The sequence below is a fragment of the Vreelandella nigrificans genome (genome assembly GCF_002374315.1).
Classification (GTDB): domain Bacteria; phylum Pseudomonadota; class Gammaproteobacteria; order Pseudomonadales; family Halomonadaceae; genus Vreelandella; species Vreelandella nigrificans.
This window is the reverse complement of sequence record NZ_NWUX01000031.1, coordinates 15,908-42,302: the sequence shown is the minus strand read 5'-3', so window position 1 is coordinate 42,302 and position 26,395 is coordinate 15,908. Positions and strand designations below refer to the sequence as shown.

Sequence of the window (26,395 nt, the reverse complement as noted above, 5' to 3'; positions counted from 1 at the left end):
CCGCTTCGCCAAGCCCCCCAGGTTTCTCCGGCTCAGCGTTTTGAGCTGCTTAAGCTTGGTATCGCAGATACGCCAGGCATTATCGCCGACGACCGTGAGCTACGCCGTAGCGGGCCTTCTTATAGCGTGGAAACATTGGCAGAGTTACGCAGCGAATATGGTCAGGATGTTCCGCTAGCCATGGTGATAGGATTTGATGCTTTTTTAAAGCTCCCAAAGTGGCATAAGGTGAGGGACATATTTGCCCTGGCGCACCTAGTGATCATTGATCGGCCAGGTTACCAGATGCCTTGGCCGCAGCCATTAAAGGAACTGGTAGGCAATCGTGAAGTCGATAGTGTAGCAGCGCTTATGGAAAGCCCAAACGGGGGAGTGCTTACGCTCACGCTGCCCTCCATGATGTCTATTTCAGCTACCTACGTAAGAGCGCGCTTAAAAGCAGGTGAGAGTGTTCGTTACCTGCTGCCGGAAGCGGTGGAAAAGACTATTTTGCAGCAAGGCTTTTACCAAACCTGCGAATAGCGCTGGCAGTCATCAAAGAAGCCGTTACAATGGCCGGCTAAGCGGCCAATTGGCACTTGGTCGTTCTTTATACGTTCATGAACGTATTTATTGTCGGGTTGATTACCATATGGGGTTGTCTTTAGGAGTTATGCACATCGATACACTTAAAAGCCTAGCGATTGACGCGCTAGAAGAGCTAAAAGCACGTGATATTACCCAGCTAGACGTTTCAAAGCTAACCGAAGTTACTGATCTCATGATCATTGCTAGCGGTACTTCCACTCGCCACGTTTCTGCCCTTGCGCAAAATGTAGTGGATAAAGCCAAAGCATCTGGCCTTAAGCCCCGTGGTGTAGAGGGTGGCGATAACGCTGATTGGGTATTGGTTGATTTGGGCGACATCGTCGTTCATATCATGCTACCTGATGCCCGCGCACTGTATGATCTTGAACGCCTCTGGGCAGACCTGCCTAACGATGGGGGTGCTATTGGTGACTCGTTGAAGCGCCTAGAAGAGCGGGTCAATATGTCATGAGGATTCGGCTGTTAGCGGTGGGAACAAAAATGCCTGGATGGGTTGAAGAGGGCATTGAAACCTACCGTAAACGGCTGCCACGGGACTTTAATCTTGAAGTTGAAGAGATCCCGCTGGGTCAGCGAGGTAAAAACGCGGACGTAGCAAAAGCGCGTGCTCAAGAAGCACAGCGTATCCGTGACAAGCTGCGCGGTGATGAGTACATCGTGGCGTTAGAGGTCAAAGGTAAGCCATGGAGCACCGAGCAGTTAGCGGAAGAAGCTGCGTCATGGCGGATGGAGGGGCGAGATATCGTACTCCTGGTTGGCGGGCCTGATGGTTTAGAACCATCGCTTTCAGCATTAGCCGATAAAGCGTGGTCGTTATCCCCTCTTACATTACCTCACCCGCTAGTGCGAATCATGCTGGCTGAGCAGCTATACCGAGCCTGGACCTTGCTAGTTGGTCATCCTTATCATCGTTAGGCGTGTCAACGTTAAGCCTGAATCTATGGCTATTGTTACGTCATTTGTCAGATTTGAGAGTCACCTGTTGCCATGCCACAGCGCCTTGACACGCTAAAAAATTCCGAGCAAGAGCTGCGTATTTTTCGTGTCAGAGCGCTGCTTGCCGTTTTAGTTGTGATTGTACTCACCAGCTTGCTGACTGGTCGTTTAGCCTATTTACAGATTACTCAGCATGATCTCTATAGTACCCGTTCAGAAAAAAACCGCGTGCGTGTCGAGCCGCTTCCGCCCAACCGGGGGCTGATTTATGACCGTAATGGCGCACTGCTTGCTGAAAATCGCCCTACCTATAACCTGACCCTAGTACGTGAGCGTGTTGATAATTTGGATGACACGCTGGCGCTTCTGGTCGAGCTTTTAGAGTTGCCTGAGGAGGATATTGATGCGTTCAATGTTCGCTCACGGCAGCGCCAGCGTCCTTTTCAACCCGCTCTGCTAATGAGTGATTTGAGCGAAAACCAAATTGCCCGCCTTGCGGTTAATAGACATCGCTTGCCAGGAGTTGAAGTTGAAGCTCAGCTGTTGCGCTACTATCCAGATGCAGAAGTGATGGCCCATGCCCTGGGGTATGTGGGGCGTATTAATGCTGAAGAAATGCAGACATTGGATACTGGTCGTTACGCAGGCACGCACTTTATCGGTAAAACAGGTGTTGAGCGTTTTTATGAGGACCGTCTGCATGGCCAAGCAGGGTTGCGTAAAGTTGAAACTAATGCGCGCGGGCGGGTATTAAGGGAGCTTGGGCGCACTGATCCCGTGCCAGGCGATAACCTAACCTTAACGTTGGATAAGTCGCTTCAAATGTTGGCCTATGAACTGATGGATGGCAGGCGGGGTTCTATCGTGGCCATTGTTCCGGACACAGGTGAAATTCTGGCAATGGTCTCTACCCCTGGTTTTGACAGCAATCAGTTTGTCACCGGTATTGATGTTGCCTCTTATAGAGCGCTTCAAGAAAATATCGATTTGCCTTTATTTAATCGTGCTATTCGCGGGCACTATCCCCCTGGCTCGACAATTAAACCTTTCCTGGCCTTAGCAGGGCTGGTAGAGGGCGCCATTACACCCGATAGTACTATTCATGACCCTGGTTTTTATCAGCTGCCTAATGATTCTCGTCGATATCGTAATTGGCTGCGCTGGGGGCATGGTAGGGTTGATATGGAGCGATCAATTGCGGTATCCAATAACACCTATTACTACTCACTGGCTCACGATTTGGGGATTGATAAGTTGCATGAGCAGATGAGTAACTTTGGTTTTGGGCAAAGAGTTGCTCACGATGTCCAAGGCGAAAGCACTGCATTAATGCCATCGCGGGAGTGGAAGCGGGCACGCTTTAATCAGCCTTGGTATCCAGGCGAAACGCTTTCTGTGGGCATTGGGCAAGGCTATTGGCAAGTGACACCACTCCAGTTGGCCAGTGCAACAGCGGCGTTGGCAAATCGGGGTCATTGGGTGAAGCCACGCCTTGCTTTAGAAATTGGCGATGAGCTCGTGCCGCGTGACCTGCCGGATACCTTGCCTGATATCCAGCTTGATAACGAAGGTTGGTGGGCGCGCATTTTTAGCGGTATGGAAAAAGTGCTTACTGGTCATGAAGGCACTGCTCGTCGTACAGGTGTGGGGCTTGAGTATCGAATGGGGGGGAAGTCGGGCACTGCTCAGGTGTTTTCGCTAGGGCAAGATCAGCGTTACAACGCCGCAGAGCTTGAAGAGCGCTTGCGCGATCATGCACTTTTTATGGCCTTTGCACCGCTAGATAATCCTCAGATTGCCGTCTCGGTAATTGTAGAAAACGCCGGTGGGGGAAGTACCCATGCGGCGCATCTGGCGCGGGCGATGACAGACGCTTGGCTGCTTAACGATAACGCACCTGATGTAGAAGAGCTGAAAGAAGTGCTGAATGAAGACACCACTGGCGTGGAGGGGAACTGATGGTTCCATGGCAGTTGCTTTCCCGCTCTTTTCGACGCTACCCCGTAAGACCACCGAATAGTGGCATAGCTCGACGCAAGAGTATCTGGGAGAGAATACACCTCGACCCATGGTTAATAGGTCTGCTGCTGGTGTTGATGGTGGCGGGCCTGTTCGTGCTGTATAGCGCCTCTGGACAGCGCATTGAAGCGGTCATTGCACAAGCCGTTCGCTTTGGTGTTGCTTTGGTCGTGATGGTGGTCATTGCCCAGTTCTCCCCATCTACTTTTCTACGTTGGGCACCCATTGCCTACGCAGTGGGACTTGCCATGCTCATTGCGGTGGAAATCGCGGGAGATATAGGCATGGGGGCTAAGCGGTGGCTTGAAATTCCTGGTGTTATCCGTTTTCAACCCTCTGAGATGATGAAGCTTGCGGTGCCGCTAATGGTCGCTGCATATCTCAATCGTTGTCAGTTGCCTCCGCGCCTGCGAGACATTGCTGTGTGTGGGATAATTATTGGCCTCCCTGTCGTGCTTACTGCCATTCAGCCCGATCTTGGCACTTCGTTGCTAGTGGCTAGTGCGGCAGTCATCGTAGTGTTGTTGGCGGGCCTTTCCTGGAAGCTTATTGGTTTTGTTGGTGCTTTAATGGCAGCTGGCCTGCCGGTGCTATGGATGAACATGCACAATTACCAACGGCAGAGGGTATTAACCTTCCTTGATCCGGAAAGCGACCCGCTAGGTGCAGGTTGGAATATTATCCAGTCCACCACGGCGATTGGCAGTGGTGGGCTATGGGGCAAGGGCTGGCTTGACGGCACTCAGTCCCAGCTTGAATTCTTGCCTGAGCGCCATACGGATTTCATTATTGCTGTGTTAGGTGAAGAGTTTGGTCTTGTAGGGATGCTAATGCTGCTGGCGCTCTATGTCATGATTGTAGGGCGCGGGCTTTGGCTGGCCACATCCTCCCAGGATACATTTGGGCGGCTGGTGGCTGGCAGTATTATTCTCACATTTTTTATTTACGTCTTTGTTAATGTCGGCATGGTGAGTGGCATTCTGCCTGTGGTGGGAGTGCCTTTGCCGTTAGTAAGTTACGGTGGTACCTCAAGCGTGACCTTGTTGGCTGGGTTCGGTATTCTCATGTCGATTCATGCGCATCGCCGCTTATTGCCGCGCTAATGGTCGAAGCATTTTATTTTCACAGGAGTGGTTAGTTAATGAATAGGGCCCAAAGCAAAGCAGGTAGTTATTTGATGGCTGCCCTAATGGCATGCTCAATCCCTGCCGTGTGGGCTGAGGAGCAAGCGCACTTTGATCCACAGTACCATGAGCGCACTCAACAGCTGGTTGATGAGCTAGTGGCTGAAGGCTTGCCAGAAGCGTGGCTGACCGACACATTTCTCCAGGCCACCTATAGCCAGGGAGTGCTAGATGCCATGGAGGGAGCGGCTGAGCGTCGCTTACAGTGGCACGAGTATCGCAATATTTTTATGACAGAGCAGCGTATTGAAGAGGGGGCTGCTTTCATTCATGAGCATGCGGATACGCTTGCCCGTGCTGAAGAGGTATATGGAGTACCTCGCGAGGTGATCACCGCTATTATAGGTGTGGAAACATATTATGGACGCCATAAAGGTCGGCACAGAGTGCTTGATTCTCTGGCGACCCTGGCTTTTCATCACCCAGTGCGCGGAAACTTTTTCCGCGGTGAGCTAGCCGCTTTTTTGAAAATAGCCCATGAGCAAGGGGTTGAACCTACAGACCTCTATGGCTCATATGCAGGTGCTATGGGGTACCCTCAGTTTATTCCCACGAGCTATCAAGCGTATGCTGTTGATTTCGATGGTGATGGCATTCGGGACTTGTGGGAAAATCCCGTCGATGCCATTGGCAGCGTCGCTAATTACTTTGCCGAGCATGGCTGGCAGCGAGATGGCTCCATTTATCATGAAGCGAGTGGGCCTGACACCGTGCCGGAGTCAATCACCTTTAATCAAACACGTCCGCCCGTGGTTACTGTTGCAGATGTTATAGATGCTGGCATTATGCCAGAGCAGCCCCTTGAACCAACGCTGCCGGTAGTGCCGTTGATGCTTGAGCTCTCCGACGAGAGCATAAGTTACCGACTGGGTGAGTATAATTTCTACGTGATTACCCGCTACAACCATAGCCACCTGTATGCGATGGCGGTAGCGGAATTGTCGGAAGCCATCGAGCAGCAGGTTGAGGACCAGGGATGAAAACATTGCTGACAGATGCCCGTGGGTTAGGCGTAGCTGGGGCGGTAGCGATAGCAACTTTGCTGAGCGGATGCGCTAGTCAAGAAACCCAGCGTGCCAGTGTCGATTTAGACCGTCAGCCTAGTGCTCCAGCGTCAAGCAGCGCTCCTGCAAGCAGCAGTTCAGCCAATAGTGGTGAACGCTATGCCATGTCGGGGGATGCTTATCCGCTTGAGCCACCTGATGTGACCACTGTGCCGGATGCTGAGCCGCGCATTGAGCCGCCATCGCGGGCGGGTAACCGTTCAACCTACGAAGTGTGGGGAGAGACGTACAAGGTGCTGCCTGATGCTACGGGCTATGCTAGGCAGGGTACCGCCTCTTGGTATGGCGAAAAGTTTCATGGCTATGCCACCTCTAACGGTGAAATCTATGACATGTACAAAATGTCGGCCGCCCACCGTTCTTTGCCGCTACCTACCTTTGCTCGAGTGACCAGTTTAAATACAGGGCAATCTGTTATTGTGCGTGTTAATGATCGAGGGCCATTTCATAGTGACCGCGAAATAGATCTTTCTTATGCAGCCGCGGCGCGTTTAGGAATTTTAGATAACGGCACTGGGCCTGTTCGCGTTGAGGCGATTGACCCTGCCCAATGGCTTGCTGATCGCGGGAAAAGTGGCAGTTCTAGCGCGGCTGGTTCGACACCCTCTACGGTAGCGCAGTCGTCTACTACTTCTACTACTACACAGCGTCAGGTGGCGTCAGCGCCGGGTTCGCAAACAATAGCTGAACGCGAGGCTGGAGGCGCGGTTTACCTGCAAATTGCCGCACTAGGCAGTGCTGAAGGGGCTGAACAACTTCAGAGGCGCTTGCAGGGTGAACTGGCGCATTCAGTGCGGGTAATGAGTGATGCAGACGTTCACCGCGTGCAAGTTGGGCCAGTCATGCCTACCCAAGAGACACGGGCTCGGGAGGAACTGCGTCATGCAGGTTTCCCTCAAGTGTTTGTGGTGAAATAAATTACCCCCTTTATTTATCCTTAATGGCGCCCCCCTAACAGCGTCATTTACTATGTAAGTGAGAAGTTAGTAATGAATATATTGATGTCTTTTCGTCGTTCAGCACAGTTCTGCTTGATTGCGGCAATGACCGTTGTGGCGCTTCCTGCCCTGGCACAGCCAACGCCTCAGCCACAGCCACAGCCTCAGACAATTATTCCATCGGCGCCCCAGTTGGCCGCTAGCTCGTGGATATTGATGGATGCTCACAGCGGCCGAATTCTTGCTGAGCATAACTCAGACGAGCGTTTGCCGCCGGCAAGCCTGACTAAGCTGATGACTGCTTATCTCGTCGAGCGCGAGCTAGACAGAGGCACTATTAATCTGACGGATATGGTTAATATCAGCGAGAGGGCATGGCGTACCGGTGGCTCTAAGATGTTTATCGAGGTTGGGGACCGGGTCTCTGTTGACAACCTATTACATGGCATCGTCATCGTTTCAGGTAATGACGCTAGTGTGGCGATGGCTGAGCACTTGGCTGGAGGCGAGGCGCCCTTTGCAGACTTAATGAATCAACACGCCTCGCGCCTGGGGATGCACAATACCAACTTCCAAAATGCTACAGGGTTACCTGGCGACAATCACTACTCAAGTGCCCACGATATGGCGCTGCTTTCACAGTACATAATTAATGACTATCCCGAACACTACGCGATCTATTCCCAGCGTACCTTCTCCTTTGGTGGTATTGATCAACCGAACCGTAATCGACTGCTCTGGCGTGACCCAACTGTTGATGGCTTGAAAACCGGTTGGACAACAGAAGCTGGTTACGGGCTAGTGGCCTCTGCCAAGCGTGATGATATGCGCCTAATATCTGTTGTGATGGGAACCAGTTCAGAGGAAGCGCGTGCTCAAGAGACTCAAAAACTGCTTAGCTACGGTTTTCGCTTTTTTGAAACGATGAAGCTTTATGAGCGTGGCGCAGTGCTGGCAACGCCTCGGGTATGGGGTGGCGAGACGAACGAGCTGCGTGTAGGGGTTGATTCAGAAGTATTTATGACGCTGCCGCGTAATCGCAATGAAGAGTTGCGTGCCCGCCTTAATCTTGATGCTGACCTGCAAGCGCCGATTGCTGTAGGGGATGGCGTAGGTAAGCTAGAAGTGTACCTGGGTGAAGAGATGGTCGGCGAGCGACAGCTAGTGGCTCTTGAGGGTGTGGAAGAAGGTGGCCTGTTTAAACGGTTTTTTGATCAGGTTAGACGTTTCTTCAGCGGCTTGTTCAGTAACTTCACCAGCTAATTTTAAGAGCTAATTTCAAGAGCTAATTTCAAGAGCTAGAAGCTCAATATTTAGATGTCTGGAGGGGAAGCGATGCGTTTGATGCTTAGCTTTCCACTCTCTCATTTGGTAATCAAAGGCGAGCTATGAAAAAGGACGCAAAAAAAGGGCTGCGTGATTTGCGTCAGCCAGCTACAAGCCCAAGCCCACCACCAAAAATCACTTTTCCTTGTGACTATTCACTGAAGGTAGTGGGCGATGCGGCTGACGATTTTGCCGCTTGTGTCTGTCAAGTAATTAACAAGCATGCCCCTGGCTTTGATGAGAGCACTATTAGCGTAGTAGATAGTCGTAATGGGCGTTTTCAGTCCGTGCGAGTTACTATCAAAGCAACGGGTGAGCAGCAGCTTAGTCAGCTGTTTGACGACTTAAAAGCCACTGGTCGTGTGCACATGGTGTTATAACCATGAGCGACCAAGCACCCATTGAGCTGCACCATCTTGGGCGCTGCGCGTATTTGCCAGTGTGGGAATCAATGCGTGCGCTTACTGATAGCCGAGATGCTGCAACGTCTGATCAGTTTTGGTTGGTCGAGCACGAGCCTGTTTTTACTCAAGGACAAGCAGGTAAGCCTGAGCATCTATTAATGCCGGGCGATATTCCTGTCGTGCAGACTGACCGCGGTGGGCAAGTAACTTACCATGGCCCAGGACAAGTTGTACTCTACCCGCTGTTAGATGTTCGACGTGGGAAAATAGGTGTGCGTGATTTGGTCACTGCACTTGAAAACTCGGTCATCGCGGTACTTAACAGTTACGAGATTAGTGCTCGAGCGAGGCCGGATGCGCCTGGTGTGTATGTAGATACTCCGTTAGGCGAGGCAAAAATCGCCTCGCTAGGGCTGCGTATTAGGCGCGGGGCTAGTTATCATGGCGTTGCCCTCAATGTGGATGCTGATCTATCGCCATTTGGGCGTATCAACCCCTGTGGCTACGCTGGTATGCAGGTAACGCGTTTGGCTGACTTAGCCTCGATCAAGCCAGATCATCGTGTTGGAGAGCAGCTTGCGCAAGCGCTAGCGGCAGAATTAAGGCGTGAGTTAGTAGTGGTAAATTAGTAGTGGTAAAGCAGGGGGGTAAAGCGCAGTTGTTTGTTTGTTTGTTTGTTTGTTTGTTTGTTTGTTTGTTTGATAGAAACAAAAGAGTATGGAAACAAGACATTGTGGCTTACCCGCTGTAAGTGAGAAATCATTTCTCACTTACAGCGGTGCTTGCTTATTAGCCTACATTTAGTACAGGTATGCGGCTAGCGTCAGTTTCTTGTCCCGGAACGGCAGCGGGAGAGGCAAGCCCAAGATTGTTTTTCTCGAAGACACGATCTGCACGGTAGCTAGAGCGCACTAGTGGCCCTGAGGGCACTTCCATAAAGCCTTTCTCAAGACCTATCACGCGATAGCGTTCAAACTCCTCAGGCGTTACCCAGCGCTCAACCGCGAGGTGGTTTTTCGTCGGTCGTAGGTACTGACCAAGGGTTACGATATCGACACCAATTTCACGCAAGTCATCAAAGGTTTGTAAGATCTCTTCGTCGGTCTCGCCCAGCCCCAGCATCAAGCTGGTTTTAGTAATAATATCTGGGCGATACTGCTTGGCATGAGCTAATACATCCAGTGTCTTGCGATAGCCAGCACGGGGGTCGCGCACCTTTTTGGTTAAGCGTTCGACGGTTTCAACATTCTGGGCGAACACCTCCAGACCTGAATCTACCACACGCTCAATGGCTTCTTTTTCGCCGTCAAAATCCGGCGTTAGTGCTTCAACGACGACCTCTGGGGTGCGCGTTTTAATAGCGCGTACACAGTTAGCGTAATGCGTTGCGCCGCCATCGTCTAAGTCGTCACGATCTACAGAGGTGAGTACGATATAGCGAAGCCCCATCAGCTCAACAGATTTTGCCGTGTTTTCCGGCTCTTCTTTATCAAGCCAGCCTTGAGGGTTGCCCGTATCTACTGCACAAAAGCGACACGCGCGAGTACACACGGACCCCATTAACATAATAGTGGCAGTACCGTTGCTCCAGCATTCGCCCATGTTGGGGCAGTGCGATTCGGCACACACTGTGCTAAGGCGGTGGGTAGCGACATTTTTCTTAACCGCTTCAAACCTTTCGCCACCAGGGATTTGAGCGCGCAGCCACTTAGGCTTGCGCTCAAGAGAAGGGGCATCCTGCTGCGTTTTACGCTGCTTCATGCCGTCCTTGATCACCGTCATGCCGTGTTCATTGCGGAATTTTTCACCGCTGGGCACACGCTGTGAAGGGTTATTGCTCATAGAAAAGAGCCTCTCTACTGTGCGGCAGGCAAGCATCGTTCCTGCGCTAGAACTGACCAAGCCCTGAGTACGCTAAATCATACGTGCTAAATCATACGTAGGTAGTAGGGTAATGTAACATATCTCATAGAGAACAAGACACTTTGGGCGGCCTCGGACGTTGCTTTAAACGGGCAACATTGGAAGGCAAGAAACCCCGTGGCTGGGTAATGGACTTGAAGGTGTTTGAAAATAGCGGCGATACTCGTCTAAATGCTCGCGGGTGAAACGGATAAACAGCTCTGCAACCGGCGTTGGGAAATGGTCGCGTCGGTGGACGGCGCACCATGCGCGGCGAAGAGGGAAGTGGGGGAGTGGCAGCGAGGCTAGCAGCCCCTGCTCAAGCTCTAGTTGTACTGCTAAGCGCGGCAGCACAGCAACCCCCAAGTGCGCCATAACACCCTGTTTAATCGCTTCGTTAGTGCCTAATTCAATACGGTGCGGCAGGCCTACCTCTTGGTCGGCTGCTAGCTGCTCAAAAGCATTACGTACCCCTGAGCCGGGTTCACGCATTAATACGTAGTGGCGGGCAAAATCGGTAAGAGTGGGTGCAGTGGTGCTCAATAGAGGATGATTTGGCCATACTACGGCAATCAATTCATTCTCTAAGATCGGCATGACCACAAGATCATCGTCATCAGGAACCATCGCCATGATTACCACATCGTCTTTCTGTTCTGCGAGCCTTTCAAGTGCTTGGCTGCGGTTGCACACTTTTAGGCGCATTCGAACATCAGGGTAGTGGGCGCGAAAACGGGCTAGCAAATAGGGCACAACATATTGGGCGGATGAGACAGCCGCAATATTCAGTTCGCCGCTAATTTTGCCGTTTATGTCTGAGAGATTCATCTGCAACCGCGAAAGCTGCCCAATAATCTCCCGGGTAGAGAGTGCCATCGTGTCTGCTGCTGGCAATACATGCAACGTTTTACCGGCATACTTGAAAAGTGGTTGGCCCAGGGCTTGCTCAAGCTGGCGGATTTGAGCGCTAACGGCTGGTTGCGTTAGGCCCAGCTGCTCAGCTGCACGAGAGTAAGAGCGTTGGCGGTGCACTTCCTGAAACACCTGGAGCTGGCGAAAGGTTAGGCGGTTTAGTAACGAAGGAGATGACATAACAACCTCTCGATAACCTCCTCCGGTAGTAGTGAGTGCTGCGCTAGCATTGCCGGATAGTAGGTGCTGCCACGGTAAGTGCTGTTACGGTAAGTACTGTTTGCAGTAAGTGCAGTCACAGTAAATTCTGTGGCAAAGGTACTGAAAATACTACAACAAGGATAGTGGCTTCGAAAACATAGCGTCAAATCGAATTAGCGCCAGAGCGAGGATGTTATCACTGATCTGTAAGGACGTCTTTAACGCTCTAGTGGGTGATTAAATTATGCAAGCATCGACGTTGGGCAAAGAGTAGCCTAAACTATATTGCATTGCAGCATCACTGCTTCGAGATTGATGCCCGCATCAATCTAATGGGAGGATCTATGAACTTTCTCGCTAATCCATTACTGCCTAGCCAACTACTTGAAAATGCTTGGTCGGGGTCCCCCGGCGATTCCGCCGTGCTACCTGGTGGAGAAGCCATAGCCGGTATCGTGGACCCTTTCGGGTTTGGACGTGCCGCCATGGCTTACTGGCGCGACAGTCTTGAGCGCAACATCCTCTACTGGGATGTGATGCGTGAGCGTGGTAACCAGTATCTTGAACATATGGAGCAAACCAAGCCGAATGTGCTTGGTTTTGATACAGAGGTATTAGTCGATGGGCGGACCTTGCCTCATCCGACGAACTACGAGTTGCTACGTGTTCTGCCTCCTGCCAATACGAACGTTGACCCTAAAAAGCGCCCTTTTGTGGTGGTGGACCCCCGGGCGGGGCACGGCCCAGGTATTGGAGGCTTTAAGCCGGATAGCGAGTTGGGCGTGGCCTTAAAGGCTGGTCATCCCTGTTATTTTATTGGCTTTTTACCTTTTCCTGAGCAAGGCCAAACGGTTGAAGATGTCGTCGAAGCAGAAATTGCCTTTTTGCGCCATGTGATTGCCCTGCATCCTGAAACGGCCGAAAAGCCTATGGTGGTGGGCAACTGCCAAGCAGGTTGGCAGATTATGATGGCCGCTGCTTTAGAGCCAGACGTATTTGGTCCCATTCTTATTGCCGGCGCACCGCTCTCTTATTGGGCCGGCGAGCATGGCAAGGCGCCAATGCGCTACACCGGAGGTATGACAGGTGGAAGCTGGATTACTGCGCTAACCAGCGATATTGGTGACGGCCTATTTGACGGTGCTTGGTTGGTGCAAAACTTTGAGCGCCTTAATCCTGCTAACACCTACTGGAAAAAACAGCATCACTTGTATGCCAATATCGACACTGAAACGAAACGGTATTTAGAGTTTGAGCGCTGGTGGGGCGGCCATGTTGTGCTCGGTGGTGAAGAAATTCAGTACATCGTGGACAACCTTTTTGTGGGTAACCGCCTTTCCACCGCGCAGTTAGTTACCCGGGATGGGCGCCGTATCGACCTGCGTAACGTGCGCTCTCCTGTTGTGGTCTTTTGTTCACGTGGTGATGATATTACTCCGCCGCCGCAAGCACTTGGTTGGATTCGTGACTTGTACGAAGGTGAAGAAGATATTATCGCCAATGGTCAAACCATTGTGTATTGCCTCCATGACACAACGGGGCATCTTGGGATTTTCGTTTCTGGTAGTGTTTCGCGTAAAGAACACTCGGAATTTACGGCTAACATGGACTACATCGATGTAATGCCACCGGGGCTTTATGAAACAACAGTATCCCATGCCAGTGAGCGCGATGATGCCGAGCTGATTGAGCGAGATTATTTACTCGAGTTTACATCGCGGAACTTTGAAGAGTTAGACCGCGACATAATGCATAAGCCTGAAGATGACCGCCGCTTTGCAACCGTTGCGCGTATTTCAGAGATAAACCTTGGTTTTTATCGCCTCTTTGTACAGCCCTGGATTCAGGCGGCAATGACGCCTGAAGCTGCTCGCTGGATCCGGCGCATGCACCCCATTCGTTTAGGCTATAAGCTGCTTTCTGACCGCAATCCATTAACGGTCCCACTGCCTGTAATGGCGGAAAATGTTCGCCAAAACCGCCATCAGGTTGGCCAGGATAATTTGTTTAAGTCCCTTGAAACCATGTGCTCTGATCAAATCAGCGCAGGTCTCAATGCATGGCGTGATCTTCGCGATAGAACGACTGAAAGGCTCTTCATGGATATCTATGGTCAACCCCTGCTGCAAGCGGCGGTCGGCCTGCACGGAGATGCCCATGTGCACCGTCGTCGCCCTGGTGCAGAGCCCGAGCACAGGCGCTTTATTGAGAACCGTAAGAACGAGCTACGTGAAAAAATCGCCCATGGGGGCATTCATGAGGCTCTGATACGTGCGATTATTTACGTACTAGGTGGTGCAACGGCGACGGATGAGCGTAACTTTAAGCGGTTGCGTGCTTCCCGTGCCGAGCTTGAGCCAGGTGCCACACTGAGTGAGTTCAAGCATTTGGTTCGTGAGCAGTTCTTTATTTTGAAAATGGATCGGGAGCAGGCGCTCAATACCTTACCAGTACTGCTTAAAGGGCAGAGCAATAAGGATATTGATAGTCACGTGGAGCATATGGAGCATGTGTTGGCGGCCAGTGGTGAGCTTTCAGAGCATGTTGCAGAGCGTTTTAGCCAAGTGAAGGCGCTATTTGATCAAGCGCGCCCGGCTGAGCCTAAACCTGCTGTGCCCCCTCCAGCAGTAGAAAAGACTGCTGAGGCAGCCACCAAAGAGGCTCCTAAAGAAACAGCTCCTAAAAAAGTAACTGAAAAACCAGCTGATCCAGCTGATCCAGCTGATCCAGCTGATCCAGCTGATCCAGCTGATAAAGCGCAGCCGGTTGCGAGTGCTGAGCAAACGGAGGCAGAGAAGCCGAAGCCTGGTCCTGCTGGGCGCCGTAATACACCGCGTAAGCGTTAAAACAAGGGTTTGGCGGTTCATGCGCCCCTGCTTTCAAGCAGGGGCGCTTTGTTTGTTTAAAGTGCATTTAGGTTGCCGTCCGCGTAGAGGCAGTCTAGTGTCTAGCTACTTTGAGATGAAAAAGAGCCGGGTGCGCTGCGGCTTCTCTCATAATTAATATGGCTCCCTGCTGCTGGGTTGCTACTAGCGCTTAACGAAGTGCTGGGGTAGGGTAGGCGCATTTTTCACGCGGTCGCAAATCTAAGATTGTTGTGACACCGTATTCAGAGCATGGGCTAGACAAGCCTAAGCAATAGGAAAGTGGAGCACTATGGGCAAGTCACTGGTCATCGTCGAATCGCCAGCGAAAGCGAAGACGATAAATAAGTACCTCGGCAACGATTTCATCGTGAAGTCGAGCGTGGGTCACATACGTGACCTGCCGACCAGCGGCTCAGGTAAGGCAGCCTCCGATCCCCAGGAGCGCGCGCGCCAGGCCGCGGCAACGCGTAAAATGTCTGTGGAAGAGAAAGCGGAGTACAAACAGCGCAAAGCCCAGGACCAGTTGATACGCCGCATGGGTATTGACCCAGACAATGGGTGGAAAGCTCGCTACGAAGTATTGCCAGGGAAAGAGAAGGTTGTTGCTGAGCTTAAAAAGCTGGCAGAGAAGGCCGATGCTGTTTATCTCGCAACGGATTTGGACCGCGAAGGAGAAGCCATCGCTTGGCACCTACGCGAAACCATTGGTGGAGATAATAGCCGCTATAAGCGCGTGGTTTTTAATGAAATCACTAAAAATGCAATTCAAGATGCTTTCAAAGACCCAGGGACGCTCAATATTCCCCGTGTCGAAGCACAGCAGGCTAGGCGCTTTTTAGACCGTGTAGTGGGCTTTATGCTTTCGCCGTTGCTGTGGGCTAAAGTTGCCCGCGGGCTTTCTGCTGGGCGTGTTCAGTCGGTGGCTGTTCGCCTAATTGTTGAGCGCGAACGAGAAATTCGTGCGTTTATCCCTGAAGAGTTCTGGGATGTGCACGCCGATTTGGTTTCCCCAGATGGCGAACTGGTTCGCTTTGCGCTGGCGCGACAGGATGGCAAAGCATTCCGTCCAACGTCAGAAAAAGACACCCTTGATCGTATCGCAGCGCTGCGCAAGGCTAAGCTTGAAATCACCTCGCGGGAAGACAAGCCAACCAGTTCGAAGCCAACGGCACCGTTCATTACCTCGACGCTTCAGCAGGCAGCGAGCGGTCGGTTAGGCTTTTCCGTTAAGAAGACCATGACCATGGCCCAGCGTCTCTATGAAGCGGGCTATATCACCTACATGCGTACTGACTCCACGAATCTTTCAAAAGATGCAGTGGAGAGCGTGCGGTCGTTTATTGGTGACGAATATGGTGCGCGCTACTTACCAGAGGCGCCGAACCGTTTTAGCAGTAAGGAGAGTGCCCAGGAGGCCCATGAGGCGATCCGGCCATCCAGCGTTGAGCGTAAAGCGACTGATCTGTCGGGTATGGAGCGTGACGCTGAACGGCTTTACGAACTTATTTGGCGTCAGTTTGTGGCTTGCCAAATGACACCTGCTGAGTACCTGTCCAGCACGTTAAGTGTCGAAGTGGATGGTTACGACCTGCGTGCCAAAGGGCGCGTGCTGAAGTTTGATGGTTACACTCGAGTGATGAAGCCATCCGGAAAAAACGAAGATCAAAGCCTACCCGACCTGCCAAAAGGCACACCGATGGGGTTGGAAAAACTTGATCCACAGCAACACTTTACCAAGCCTGCTCCGCGCTACACGGAGGCAAGTTTGGTAAAAGAGTTAGAAAAACAAGGTATTGGCCGACCATCTACCTACGCGTCAATTATCTCCACGATCCAGGACCGTGGTTATGTGAAGTTAGAAAATCGCCGCTTTTATGCTGAAAAGTTGGGAGACATCGTTACTGAGCGTCTAAAAGAGTCCTTTCCTGATCTTATGGACTACTCTTTCACAGCGCGCATGGAAGATAGCCTGGATGAAGTGGCCGAAGGCGAGCGCAACTGGCAAGCGCTGTTGGATGCTTTTTACGAAGAGTTTCGTGTCGAGCTAAGCAAGGCTGAAAGTGAAGACGGTATGCGTCCTAACCAGCCGGTGCCCACTGATATCGACTGCCCCAGCTGCGGTCGAAAAATGCAGATTCGTACGGCATCTACTGGGGTGTTTCTTGGCTGTAGTGGCTACAACTTGCCCCCTAAAGAGCGCTGCAAAACCACTATTGATCTAATTCCTGGTGAAGAAGCGGTCGCCGAAGATGCGGGCGAAGAGGCTGAAACCGATGCATTGCGGGCCAAACGCCGTTGTTCAAAGTGTGGCACTGCGATGGATAACTACCTGATTGATGAAACCCGCAAACTGCATATTTGTGGTAATAGCCCCGATTGCGATGGGTACGATATTGAATTCGGTAAGTTCAAGATCAAAGGCTACGATGGGCCGGTCATTGAGTGCGACAAGTGTGGCTCGGAGATGCAACTCAAGTCTGGTCGTTTTGGAAAATACTTTGGCTGCACCAATAGCGAGTGTAAAAATACTCGGAAACTATTGAAAAGTGGTGAAGTAGCACCGCCTAAAATGGATCCTATCCCCATGCCGGAACTTGCCTGCCAGAAGGTGGATGACCATTACGTGCTACGCGATGGCGCCAGTGGTTTGTTCTTGGCAGCCAGTAAGTTTCCTAAAAACCGGGAAACGCGCCCGCCATTGGTAAAAGAATTAAAATCGCACGCCAAAGAGCTGCCTGAGAAGTATCACTTTATTCTCGATGCGCCTAGTGAAGACCCAGATGGACGTCCCGCGCAAATTCGTTACTCGCGTAAGAACAAAGAGCAGTATGTGATGACCGACGAAGATGGCAAAGCTACTGGCTGGAAAGCAACCTTTGATGCCGGTAAATGGCATGTGGAGGATAAGCGTAAGTGAGTCCACGTGCCCGTACTAACCAGTTGCTTTATCAAGCTGAGTTGCTGGTCGGCTTGCCGCTAGGGGGTGATGAGCATACTCCTGCGCGGCAGATGGCTATAGAAGAGAGCGCCTTGGCGCTCTTTGAGTTGGCGTTAAACTCTATGCTCAAAGAAGTTTCCGAGCATGCACGGCTTGAGTCGCATTACTGGCAGCAATTGCTTGCCAGTGATGGCCCGGCCGTTGCCGAGCTTCAGCGCTTGCGTGATCTAATGCATCAGCCGGAGAGTTGGCTGTACTGGTTAGTCGCTCAGCTTGAGCGGCTACATAGCAGTGAGGGGGCTGCCAAGCGCCGTATGGTTAACCCCTCAATGATCGCAATAGGTAGCCAGGCCCCATTGACTGAGCAGTTGCTGACCCACTTGGCGGCGGCTAAGCAGGAAATAGCGGCTCTTCGTGAAACCAGTCAAGAGTGGTGATTAGGTAACGGAGCTATTCAGAGGAACTATTCAGCGGAACTATTCAAAGCCATTAAACTCTAGGGGGAAGTGTTCAAAATCGATAGCTTCAATTCTTCGATGATGAAATGACACGGGAGGAGAACAAGGATGCGCTACAACCAAGTCAAGGATCTAATCGAGTGGGCTGCGGGCTACCATGGGCGCATGGCGGGCCAGTACAGCAGCGCCGCAGAGCAGGCCGATAATCAGCGTCTTGCTATGGTGTTGACCTATTTAGCTTCCAGCGAATTAACAATGAAGTCAGGCCTTGAGGCACTCTTGAATGATGGCAGTAGTCATCGTGAGGTGTTAGAAACATGGTTTGATGAATCGGGTGGTTTTCCCGAGCCGCCGCAATTAGAAGCGCTTGCTGAGCGTCATATCGCACGCTCAATTGATGAAATAATGGCAACCGCTGAAGCGTCCCACCGAAAATTACAGGCACTTTATCAGCATCGTGCGTCGCGGGCTAAAATTGAGCCTGAGGAAGCGTTTTTTACCTCGCTGGCCGAAGGGCACGATGCAGAAGTACGTAAGTTGGTAAGTAGTCTACATGAGTTTGAGGATGTCTGATCTCGTTGAAATAAAGTTTGCCTGAATGGTTGAGTCTGAAAAAACGGTTTTTGTGTGGAGAAATCGCTGACAGGTGTAGCGAGAATAAGGTATAAAAGCTCTCATAAATGCCTTATTTGGCCCGATAACTGGCCTGAATTGAGAGCGACAATATGCCTTTGAACCGCCGCCGCTTTTTGGCGTTAGCTCTAGGTTGGCCAGTGGTGGCCAACGCAACGACTATCAGCCCTGTAAATGATTACCAGCCAACAGATCTCGTTGAGACACTCCTTTCACGCGCCCATATCCCGCGCCATAGCAATGAGCTGTGGGTGCTGGTGGATGACAAAGAGGCCTCGCTGAGTGTTTTTCGTGGCAATACGTTAATCGACCGTATAGCGCCAATTTCATTGGGCAGAGCTGGTGCCAAAACACAGCGTGTACGTGGTGATAACGTCACGCCGTTGGGTGAGTTTCGGATTAATCGATTTAATTACCAAAGCCAGTGGCATATTTTCATCGGTATAGATTATCCTACGCCACCTCATGCTCGCATGGCGCTTGAGAAAGGCATTTATTCTCAAGCTGATTATGAAGCTTACTTTGATTACTATCGGCGCCATGGCTATCCACCACAGACCACGGCGCTCGGTGGTGCGATTGGTATTCATGGCATTGGCAGGGGGGACCCTGACATTCATGGTAACTACCACTGGACCCAAGGGTGCGTGGCTGTAACCAATGAAGAGATCGAGCGTGTAGCAGCATTAGTAAGTGTTGGCACTCGAGTGGTGATCCGCTAGGCTTATGTTGTTGAAGGAAGTTCGAGGTTTTAAGCACGCGGCTATAGACATATGCTGTTGTCTATTATAAAACAGCGTTTGACTTGCGTGCCCTGGAGGTTCTCCATGGTACAAGTCGCTGTAAAGAACCTGCATCGCAGGTAGACAAATTTAAGCTAACACTTTAGCCTTACTGTTTGTCATACCCTAAACGTTGTACCCAAGGAAGACTCAAGGAGAACACTATGACTCTTAAAACTGCTCTGAAGATGACTGCCGCTGCCGCTTCTCTGGCAATCCTGGCTGGTTGTGCTTCTACCAGTGCTCTGGAAGAAGTTCGCATGACTGCTGAATCTGCACAAGCTGACGCTGCAGAAGCTCGCAGCATGGCTTCACAAGCTCTGAACACTGCTAACCAAGCTCAGCGCGACGCGCAAGCTGCCCTGCAGATGTCTGAGCAGAACCGTGAAGAAATGAACCGTATGTTCCAGCGTTCTATGCAGAAGTAATTCTGCTTGGGCCACTGAGCAGTTTTTAGGCTCAGAGGTTGCTGTGGATGTAAAAAACCCCGCTTCGGCGGGGTTTTTTTGTGGCTATCGATTTGTGGCTACCGATTTGTGTTTGTCGAGAGGAGTGTTATGCCTCTCCCTCCAGATGCACGGCGGTGCTTATCTCTACTTCTTCAAGTAAGCCTTCAAGCTGAACCGGTGCTTCTATCGGTGCTGTTTCTTGGGCTTGGGGTCCATATAGCGCTATAAAGCGGCCATTGGGCTCTTCAATCGCACGTTTGATTTGTTCCTCATCCACAGTAACCTGATCTTCCACTAGGTCACTCAGGCGCGCTAAGGCGTCGTGGAGTGGTGTAGCGCCTTCGGTGTTCTCTTCCAGTTGAGGGTAAGACTGAACAAACAGTGTGCCGTCAGCTCCCCAGCCTGCTTTAAATGGCGCATCCATAAGGTTTACTTGCGTGCCGCTTGGCAGTCGGTCATAGAGGGATTCGATATCTTCTGGGTACATGCGAATGCAGCCGCGGCTGGCGCGCATACCCACGCCATCTGGACGATTTGTACCGTGAATCAGGTAGCTAGGCATCGCCAGTAGGATGGCGTGACGACCAAGAGGGTTGTTTGGGCCGGGGGGGACGATTGCCGGAGCGGGTTCTCCGCGCGCTGCTGCTTCACGGCGCATAGAGGCTGGCGGTGCCCAAGCGGGGTCTTTAACTTTAATCGTCGTGCGCGTAATGCCCACGGGGGTAGCAAAACCATCGCGGCCAACGCTAACCGGATAGGTTTCAACAATGCCTGGGTTGTTGGCTGGATAATAGTAAAGACGCAATTCAGAAAGGTTGATGACCACGCCCTCGCGAGGGGCAGGTGGTAGGATGTATTGAGCAGGAATCACTACTTCCGTGCCTTCGCCGGGTACCCATAAACTTACATCTGGGTTAGCCATGCGAATTTCTTCGAAGCCGATATTGTGGCGACGAGCGATATCAATCAGTGTTTCCTCAGGATCCTCCACCGTTATCGTGTAGTACTCACCAATGATGTCGCCTGTTTCAGGTAAGTTAAAATGGCCGCGGGGGAGCTCACGATGTGCTGCTTGCTCTGCGCTAGCCACGGCAACTTCATCAAGCATGGTCTGTTCGTTGCTGGCCTGCTCCTGGGTGTTGGAAGGGTCTGCATAAACTGGGCTGGAAAGACTGGCTGCCAGCAGGACTGCTAAGCTGGTTGGCCCCCAAAGGTTGAGAAAATGGCGAGTGTTCATGGTTTTTCCTAATCGTGTCGGCAGTAGGGTTAAGGCAACATGGGTAGCAGAGTGCGGCTGCGCCTTAAAATAGCCAGGCGCAATGCTTGATTTGTGCTGCTTAAGTACAAGTTTGCCCCAAGGTTCACGCCGCCGCTACTTTTTGATTCAGTGTAGTTAACAGAGTTTCAACCTTTTCAAAACGCTGTTCGATTGTTTCCATTGTAAATTCAAACCGTAAAGTGTCTGAGCCGTCTAAACGATAGTGCTGTGGTGACTTTTGAATCAGTGTCACCAGGGTAAAGGGGTCTACTTGGGTGGTGCTGTTAAACAGTATGCGACCTTTGTTGTCACCGGCCTCGATTCGCGCAACGCCAAGAGCTTCGGCGCGTTGGCGCAACTTGGTTTGGCGAATTAAATTTTTCAGCGGAGCCGGAAGTAGGCCAAAGCGGTCAATCAGCTCAACCTGAAGCTCTTTAAGCTCAGCTTCGCTCTGAGTGTTTGCAATGCGCTTATACATGACCAGTCGCTGCTGCACGTCATGGATGTAATCAGCAGGTATCAGTGCTGGTAAGTTAAGGCTAATTTCTACGCCGTTATTGAAGGGTGCATCAATGTTGGGTGTTTTGCCTGCACGAATCGCTTTCACTGCACGGTCGAGCATTTCCATGTAGAGCGTATAGCCAATGGTTTCCATCTGGCCGCTCTGTTCGTCGCCAAGTAGCTCGCCAGCGCCGCGGATTTCCATATCGTGGCTGGCCAGAGTGAAGCCAGCGCCTAAGTCGTCAGATGCACTAATAGCCTCCAGCCGTTTAACGGCATCGCGGGTCATGGCCTTGGGGGGTGGTGTTAACAGGTAGGCATAGGCTTGGTGGTGGCTTCGTCCTACGCGCCCACGTAATTGGTGTAGCTGCGCCAGGCCAAATTTATCTGCGCGCTCAATCAAAATGGTATTGGCGGTGGGCACATCAATGCCGGTTTCGATAATGGTTGAGCACACCAAGACATTGAAGCGCCGATGGTAGAAGTCTGACATTACCCTTTCAAGACTGCGTTCGGGCAATTGACCGTGGGCTACTGCAACCCTGGCTTCAGGTATTAGCTCGCGGATTTGTTCGGCAGTGTTTTCAATGGTTTTGACTTCGTTGTGCAAGAAGTAAACTTGGCCGCCGCGTAAAATCTCACGCAAAAGCGCTTCTTTAATAATGCTACTGTTGTGCTGCTGAACAAACGTTTTGACGGATAGGCGGCGGGCGGGCGGGGTCGCAATGATTGAAAGATCCCGGATGCCGCTCATCGCCATATTCAAAGTACGGGGGATTGGTGTTGCTGTTAGTGTCAGAATATCGATTTCAGCACGCAGCGTTTTTAGCTTCTCTTTTTGAGCGACACCAAAACGGTGCTCTTCATCAATGATTAGAAGCCCTATCTTTGGGAGTTCAACGCTTTTTGAAAGCAGCTTATGAGTGCCGATGACAATATCGGTGCGGCCCTCTTTGATGCTCTCCAGCGTTTGGGTCATCTCTTTACCAGCGGTAAAGCGCGAAATTAAGCTGATATTGACAGCGGTGTCGGCAAAGCGATCACGGAAATTCTCAAAGTGTTGGCGAGCCAGTAGGGTGGTTGGAACCAATACAACCACTTGGCGACCAGACTGGACGGCGAGAAACGCTGCTCGCATAGCGACTTCGGTTTTACCAAACCCTACGTCGCCGCATACAACGCGATCCATGGGTTGAGGAGAGGTCATATCGCTAATAACCGCTTCGATCGCCGCTTGCTGGTCGGGTGTTTCCTCAAACGGGAAACTCGCCGCAAAGCGTGTGTAATCTTCGCCGGGAGCATCGTAGACCACGCCTTGTTGGGCTTCGCGCCGGGCATATACATCTAATAGCTCGGCGGCGGTATCACGAATTTTCTCAGCGGCTTTACGCCGTGCTTTCTCCCACTGGTCTGAACCCAGCTTATTGAGTGGCGCCATTTCATCGTCGGCGCCGCTGTAGCGTGAGATCAGGTGCAGGCTGTCGACTGGTACGTAGAGCTTTGCGCCATCAGCGTAGGATAGCGCCAGAAACTCATTGGCCTGTCCTCCTGCCTCTAAGGTTTCGAGCCCTAAGTATCGGCCAACGCCATGGGCTTGATGCACTACCGGTGCACCAGCCTTTAGCTCTGATAAATGCCGAACTGCCAGTTCATTGTCATCGGTTGCTTTTTCTCGGCGGCGGCTCTGGCGAACCACATCGCCAAATAATTCGGTTTCACTAATGACCGCTACATTGGGTTGGGTTAGCCATAAGCCACTGCTTACCTGGCTTTCGGTAATGGCTAAGTGGTGTGGGCTGTCGAGAAACGCGTGAAAGCTATCAACGTGGGGAAGCTTCAAGCTGAGAGGTGCGAGAATTTCTTCAAGCGCTTCTCGGCGCCCTCTGGATTCTGCTGTAAAAAGAGTGCGGGTATCGGTTTGGGTGTCTAGAAAAGCTGATAACGCGCTGAGTGGTTGCTTGGCCCGCGCATTAATCGCCAGCGTTGGTAGTTCCTGTGCGTCGGGGGTTAGTGCGTGGCGGTGTTCCTCGTCGTGCGTTAACTCTAAGCGCGGGCGAGCCTTGATCGCTGAAAACACCTCGCTGACAGGAAAGAAGGCGCGATGAGGGGGAATTAACGGGCGTGTGGGATCAACCCCTAGATTAACGTAGCGTGACTCGATGGCTTGCCAGTGCTGCTCCGCAGCTTGGAATACCCCAGGCAGTAAAGCGATACGGGTATCGTCGGTTAGGTGTTCAAAAAGAGACGCGGTTTCATCGAAGAAAAGCGGTAGATAGTGCTCTAGGCCAGGCGAAGGAATTGCCTTTAGGGCATCGTTGTAGAAGGGGCACTGGCGGGGATCAACGTCAAACAGGGTTTCAAACTGCTCTCTAAAGCAGGCAATTGCACTGCGGCTTAGCGAGTATTCATGGGCAGGCAGTAGCTCGATGACATCTACTTTATCGGTAGAGCGCTGGTTGCCGGGATCAAAGTGGCGCAGTGTGTCTATTTCGTCGTCGAATAGGTCGATCCGAATAGGCTCATCCATGCCCATGGCAAAAAGATCAATAATCGCGCCGCGCATAGCGTATTCGCCGGGCTCATACACCGTCTCAACCGCACGGTAGCCTGCACGGGAGAGCGACTCTCTGAACGTCTCACGATTGAGCTTGGCACCTGTTTGCAGGGTCATCACTCGGCCGGCGATATACTCAACCGGTGGAAGGCGCTGCATCAATGTATTAATAGGTACCAAAACAATTCCGCGGACCCCGTCTTGCAGTTGGCGCAGGGTACGCAGGCGAGCAGAGATGATGTCCTGGTGGGGCGAAAAGCTGTCATACGGCAGTGTTTCCCAGTCAGGGAAGGGGAGCACAGGAACGCTGCTGTAAAACGACAGGTCTTGTTCCAGGCGCTGCGCACTGGCCGTATTTGGTGTAATTACCAGCAGGGGGGCGGTGGACGCTACTTGAGCGAGAGCTAGGGCAGTCGCACTGCCCGGCGGCGCTGTTAGAAAGAGCGTGTCGCGAGTCCCTTGAGGCTGGGGTGGTTCGAGCAGAGAGAAAGAAGGCATAGTTACGGTATCGGTTTGCGCTGTAAACGGAATTTGGATCATACACGATCAGTACTTTTAGTTAGAGGCCTGGGAGAATAAGAGTGATTAGGTGGCTTTGTGGAAGGCACAATTTGCTTCTACATACTATTTGTTGCTTGTAGTCAAACACCGGTTTCTGTAATACCCCTACATGTTGTGCGACTATCCTTTCATTGCGATGACTCCCTAAGCCCCGGATAATGCACGTTGAATTCTATCTATGACCCTGTTTTCACTACCCAATGAGGCCGCACGTGAGTCAGCAAGCTCTCGAAAACGTTTTTCAGGATTGGCAAAGCAACGAAGCCCTGGCTGAGCAGATGATTCCGCTTGTCGGTCAGCTCTACCGTCAGAACAACGTTGTTGCCACCATGTTCGGACGTTCGCTGATCAAACGGTCGGTTATCCGTATTCTTAAAGACCATCGCTTTGTACGTAAAGTTGAAGGTACTGAGCTGTCGGTCGAAGATACGTTCCCCATTGTTAAGGCGATGAGCGAGCTGAATCTAGGCCCCGCTCACGTAGATGTAGGTAAGCTTGCTGTTAGCTTTAAACATCAGGGAAATGGCGATCTTGATGCATTCCTGCGCAAGGAGCTTGCTGAGATTGTTGATGGCTATAAGCCAGGTGCAAGCACGGGCGAGCCACAGGATGTTGTGCTATATGGCTTTGGGCGTATAGGCCGTTTGTTAGCGCGCGTGCTGGTTGAGAAGGCTGGCGGCGGTAATTTGTTACGTTTGCGCGCAATCGTTGTGCGTGGCCGTGGTGATGTGGCTAAAGATCTTGAAAAGCGTGCCAGCCTACTGCGCCGCGACTCTGTTCACGGGCCTTTCGATGGCACTATCTCGGTAGATGCTGAGGCGAGTGCGCTCATCGTCAATGGCAACGTGGTTCAGGTGATCTATGCCGATTCACCTAGTGAGATCGACTACACCGCTTATGGTATCAATAACGCCGTAGTGGTTGATAATACAGGTATTTGGCGTGATGAAGCTGGCCTTGGTCAGCACCTGGAGTGTAAGGGTGCAGCTAAAGCGCTGCTAACTGCACCGGGTAAAGGTGATATTAAAAATATTGTATACGGTATCAATAATGATGCCATTGGCGATGACGACCGCATTGTTTCGGCTGCATCGTGTACGACCAACGCCATTGTGCCAGTACTTAAAGTGCTGAACGATGAGTACGGTGTAGTGACTGGGCATGTTGAAACAGTTCATGCTTACACCAATGACCAGAACCTGATCGACAACTACCATAAGGGCGATCGCCGTGGCCGTAGCGCTGCGCTGAACATGGTGTTGACTGAAACGGGCGCTGCCAAAGCGGCTTCTAAAGCTCTGCCTGAGCTTGAAGGCAAGTTGACGGGTAATGCTATCCGCGTTCCTATACCTAATGTTTCTATGGCGATATTGAACCTGACGCTGGAGAAAGGTACCGACGCCGTCGCGTTAAATGACTACCTGCGTCGTATGTCGATTGATTCTGCTTACCAGAAACAGATCGATTTTGTGGACTCGGCAGAGGTGGTGTCCTCTGATTTCGTTGGTAACCGTCATGCGGGCATCGTAGATGCAAAAGCGACGATTGCTAACGGTAATCATGCTGTTGTGTACGTTTGGTATGACAACGAGTTTGGTTATAGCTGCCAGGTAATTCGCATTCTTCAGCAGATGTCGAATGTGCAGTTTTTGAAACTGCCGCACCAAGTAAACTGAGAGTGGTTTATATCGAGCCGACGCTAGAGTACGTTTTTTCAGCTCGCTAAATGAGACCTGTCATCAACGCCACCTTCGGGTGGCGTTTTTTTGTACCAAAAACAAATGGTCTAAAAGCATATAGCACCTTTGGAGCCCTTCAGGGATGTGGTCATTGGCCGCGCTTATCTTTATAATACGGAAGATTTTTCGGGGTGGTTCAAGCTTGCTTGAGCCGGACTGGTAACAATCTGAACAGAAAACA

The 26,395-nt window shown here is 51.5% G+C and carries 21 protein-coding genes; 17 read left to right on the top strand and 4 right to left on the bottom strand.

Annotated features, from left to right (window positions below; translation table 11 throughout):
• The 10 genes from CPA45_RS20910 to lipB all read left to right on the top strand — a co-directional run.
• On the top strand, positions 1 to 522 hold a 522-nt coding region (locus CPA45_RS20910), incomplete at its 5' end, for a nicotinate-nicotinamide nucleotide adenylyltransferase (RefSeq protein ID WP_096654961.1).
• 130 nt (positions 523 to 652) lie between these two features.
• Positions 653 to 1,039, top strand: coding sequence for a ribosome silencing factor (gene rsfS / locus CPA45_RS20905; RefSeq protein ID WP_096654959.1), 387 nt, complete (start codon positions 653 to 655; stop codon positions 1,037 to 1,039).
• Positions 1,036 to 1,503, top strand: coding sequence for a 23S rRNA (pseudouridine(1915)-N(3))-methyltransferase RlmH (gene rlmH / locus CPA45_RS20900; RefSeq protein ID WP_096654957.1), 468 nt, complete (start codon positions 1,036 to 1,038; stop codon positions 1,501 to 1,503). Before rsfS ends, rlmH begins: the two co-directional genes overlap by 4 nt.
• A 72-nt stretch (positions 1,504 to 1,575) precedes the next feature.
• The gene (mrdA, locus tag CPA45_RS20895) at positions 1,576 to 3,483 is read left to right on the top strand and encodes a penicillin-binding protein 2 (RefSeq protein ID WP_096654955.1); all 1,908 of its coding nucleotides are present in this window, start codon (positions 1,576 to 1,578) and stop codon (positions 3,481 to 3,483) included.
• On the top strand, positions 3,483 to 4,646 hold the full coding sequence (rodA, locus tag CPA45_RS20890) for a rod shape-determining protein RodA (RefSeq protein WP_096654953.1): 1,164 nt from the start codon (positions 3,483 to 3,485) through the stop codon (positions 4,644 to 4,646). Before mrdA ends, rodA begins: the two co-directional genes overlap by 1 nt.
• A gap of 38 nt (positions 4,647 to 4,684) precedes the next feature.
• Positions 4,685 to 5,707 (top strand): lytic murein transglycosylase B, encoded by a 1,023-nt coding sequence (mltB, locus tag CPA45_RS20885; protein WP_096654951.1) that lies wholly within the window; start codon positions 4,685 to 4,687, stop codon positions 5,705 to 5,707.
• Positions 5,704 to 6,708, top strand: a complete 1,005-nt coding sequence (locus CPA45_RS20880) for a septal ring lytic transglycosylase RlpA family protein (protein WP_096654949.1) — start codon at positions 5,704 to 5,706, stop codon at positions 6,706 to 6,708. Before mltB ends, CPA45_RS20880 begins: the two co-directional genes overlap by 4 nt.
• Before the next feature lie 72 nt (positions 6,709 to 6,780).
• Positions 6,781 to 7,992 carry a D-alanyl-D-alanine carboxypeptidase family protein gene (locus tag CPA45_RS20875; RefSeq protein WP_096654947.1) on the top strand — a complete coding sequence of 404 codons (1,212 nt, stop codon included), beginning with the start codon at positions 6,781 to 6,783 and terminating at the stop codon, positions 7,990 to 7,992.
• 125 nt (positions 7,993 to 8,117) lie between these two features.
• On the top strand, positions 8,118 to 8,435 hold the full coding sequence (locus CPA45_RS20870) for an HP0495 family protein (protein ID WP_078087848.1): 318 nt from the start codon (positions 8,118 to 8,120) through the stop codon (positions 8,433 to 8,435).
• A 2-nt stretch (positions 8,436 to 8,437) separates the two neighbouring features.
• Positions 8,438 to 9,088, top strand: coding sequence for a lipoyl(octanoyl) transferase LipB (gene lipB, locus CPA45_RS20865; RefSeq protein ID WP_096654945.1), 651 nt, complete (start codon positions 8,438 to 8,440; stop codon positions 9,086 to 9,088).
• 160 nt (positions 9,089 to 9,248) lie between these two features.
• On the opposite strand, the gene lipA is transcribed toward lipB, so the two are convergent.
• Together lipA and CPA45_RS20855 are read right to left on the bottom strand one after the other, a co-directional pair.
• Entirely contained in the window at positions 9,249 to 10,301 is a 1,053-nt protein-coding gene (lipA, locus tag CPA45_RS20860) for a lipoyl synthase (protein WP_096654943.1), read from the bottom strand.
• Positions 10,302 to 10,466: 165 nt separating this feature from the next.
• On the bottom strand, positions 10,467 to 11,453 hold the full coding sequence (locus tag CPA45_RS20855) for a LysR family transcriptional regulator (protein ID WP_096654941.1): 987 nt from the start codon (positions 11,451 to 11,453) through the stop codon (positions 10,467 to 10,469).
• Between the two features lie 365 nt (positions 11,454 to 11,818).
• Between CPA45_RS20855 and CPA45_RS20850 the strand changes: the two genes are divergently transcribed.
• The 6 genes from CPA45_RS20850 to CPA45_RS20825 all read left to right on the top strand — a co-directional run bounded on the left by CPA45_RS20850 (position 11,819) and on the right by CPA45_RS20825 (position 19,580).
• Positions 11,819 to 14,320, top strand: a complete 2,502-nt coding sequence (locus tag CPA45_RS20850; RefSeq protein WP_096654939.1) for a DUF3141 domain-containing protein — start codon at positions 11,819 to 11,821, stop codon at positions 14,318 to 14,320.
• Between the two features lie 310 nt (positions 14,321 to 14,630).
• Positions 14,631 to 17,258, top strand: coding sequence for a type I DNA topoisomerase (gene topA / locus CPA45_RS20845; RefSeq protein ID WP_096654937.1), 2,628 nt, complete (start codon positions 14,631 to 14,633; stop codon positions 17,256 to 17,258).
• Positions 17,255 to 17,716, top strand: coding sequence for a DUF6586 family protein (locus CPA45_RS20840; RefSeq protein WP_096654935.1), 462 nt, complete (start codon positions 17,255 to 17,257; stop codon positions 17,714 to 17,716). The genes topA and CPA45_RS20840 overlap by 4 nt, the downstream gene beginning before the upstream one ends.
• Positions 17,717 to 17,845: 129 nt before the next feature.
• Positions 17,846 to 18,310, top strand: a complete 465-nt coding sequence (locus tag CPA45_RS20835) for a hypothetical protein (protein ID WP_096654933.1) — start codon at positions 17,846 to 17,848, stop codon at positions 18,308 to 18,310.
• A 152-nt stretch (positions 18,311 to 18,462) separates the two neighbouring features.
• Complete coding sequence (locus tag CPA45_RS20830; protein ID WP_096654931.1) at positions 18,463 to 19,092, top strand: L,D-transpeptidase family protein; 630 nt, start codon at positions 18,463 to 18,465, stop codon at positions 19,090 to 19,092.
• 224 nt (positions 19,093 to 19,316) lie between these two features.
• The gene (locus CPA45_RS20825) at positions 19,317 to 19,580 is read left to right on the top strand and encodes an Lpp/OprI family alanine-zipper lipoprotein (RefSeq protein ID WP_016914087.1); all 264 of its coding nucleotides are present in this window, start codon (positions 19,317 to 19,319) and stop codon (positions 19,578 to 19,580) included.
• A 127-nt stretch (positions 19,581 to 19,707) separates the two neighbouring features.
• Here CPA45_RS20825 and CPA45_RS20820 read toward each other — a convergent pair whose 3' ends face one another.
• Complete coding sequence (locus CPA45_RS20820; protein ID WP_096654929.1) at positions 19,708 to 20,838, bottom strand: L,D-transpeptidase family protein; 1,131 nt, start codon at positions 20,836 to 20,838, stop codon at positions 19,708 to 19,710.
• Between the two features lie 124 nt (positions 20,839 to 20,962).
• A complete protein-coding gene (gene mfd, locus CPA45_RS20815) occupies positions 20,963 to 24,412 on the bottom strand; it encodes a transcription-repair coupling factor (protein WP_096654963.1) in 3,450 nt (1,149 codons plus the stop codon).
• A gap of 275 nt (positions 24,413 to 24,687) precedes the next feature.
• Here mfd and CPA45_RS20810 point away from each other — a divergent pair, with 275 nt between their 5' ends.
• Positions 24,688 to 26,151 (top strand): glyceraldehyde-3-phosphate dehydrogenase, encoded by a 1,464-nt coding sequence (locus tag CPA45_RS20810; protein WP_096654927.1) that lies wholly within the window; start codon positions 24,688 to 24,690, stop codon positions 26,149 to 26,151.
• Positions 26,152 to 26,395: the final 244 nt, after the last annotated feature.

Bases quoted from the DNA above. Each gene is read 5' to 3' on its own strand.
- rsfS (WP_096654959.1), top strand. From the start codon at position 653: ATGCACATCGATACACTTAAAAGCCTAGCGATTGACGCGCTAGAAGAG.
- rlmH (WP_096654957.1), top strand. From the start codon at position 1,036: ATGAGGATTCGGCTGTTAGCGGTGGGAACAAAAATGCCTGGATGGGTT.
- mrdA (WP_096654955.1), top strand. From the start codon at position 1,576: ATGCCACAGCGCCTTGACACGCTAAAAAATTCCGAGCAAGAGCTGCGT.
- rodA (WP_096654953.1), top strand. From the start codon at position 3,483: ATGGTTCCATGGCAGTTGCTTTCCCGCTCTTTTCGACGCTACCCCGTA.
- mltB (WP_096654951.1), top strand. From the start codon at position 4,685: ATGAATAGGGCCCAAAGCAAAGCAGGTAGTTATTTGATGGCTGCCCTA.
- CPA45_RS20880 (WP_096654949.1), top strand. From the start codon at position 5,704: ATGAAAACATTGCTGACAGATGCCCGTGGGTTAGGCGTAGCTGGGGCG.
- CPA45_RS20875 (WP_096654947.1), top strand. From the start codon at position 6,781: ATGAATATATTGATGTCTTTTCGTCGTTCAGCACAGTTCTGCTTGATT.
- CPA45_RS20870 (WP_078087848.1), top strand. From the start codon at position 8,118: ATGAAAAAGGACGCAAAAAAAGGGCTGCGTGATTTGCGTCAGCCAGCT.
- lipB (WP_096654945.1), top strand. From the start codon at position 8,438: ATGAGCGACCAAGCACCCATTGAGCTGCACCATCTTGGGCGCTGCGCG.
- lipA (WP_096654943.1), bottom strand. From the start codon at position 10,301: ATGAGCAATAACCCTTCACAGCGTGTGCCCAGCGGTGAAAAATTCCGC.
- CPA45_RS20855 (WP_096654941.1), bottom strand. From the start codon at position 11,453: ATGTCATCTCCTTCGTTACTAAACCGCCTAACCTTTCGCCAGCTCCAG.
- CPA45_RS20850 (WP_096654939.1), top strand. From the start codon at position 11,819: ATGAACTTTCTCGCTAATCCATTACTGCCTAGCCAACTACTTGAAAAT.
- topA (WP_096654937.1), top strand. From the start codon at position 14,631: ATGGGCAAGTCACTGGTCATCGTCGAATCGCCAGCGAAAGCGAAGACG.
- CPA45_RS20835 (WP_096654933.1), top strand. From the start codon at position 17,846: ATGCGCTACAACCAAGTCAAGGATCTAATCGAGTGGGCTGCGGGCTAC.
- CPA45_RS20830 (WP_096654931.1), top strand. From the start codon at position 18,463: ATGCCTTTGAACCGCCGCCGCTTTTTGGCGTTAGCTCTAGGTTGGCCA.
- CPA45_RS20825 (WP_016914087.1), top strand. From the start codon at position 19,317: ATGACTCTTAAAACTGCTCTGAAGATGACTGCCGCTGCCGCTTCTCTG.
- CPA45_RS20820 (WP_096654929.1), bottom strand. From the start codon at position 20,838: ATGAACACTCGCCATTTTCTCAACCTTTGGGGGCCAACCAGCTTAGCA.
- mfd (WP_096654963.1), bottom strand. From the start codon at position 24,412: ATGCCTTCTTTCTCTCTGCTCGAACCACCCCAGCCTCAAGGGACTCGC.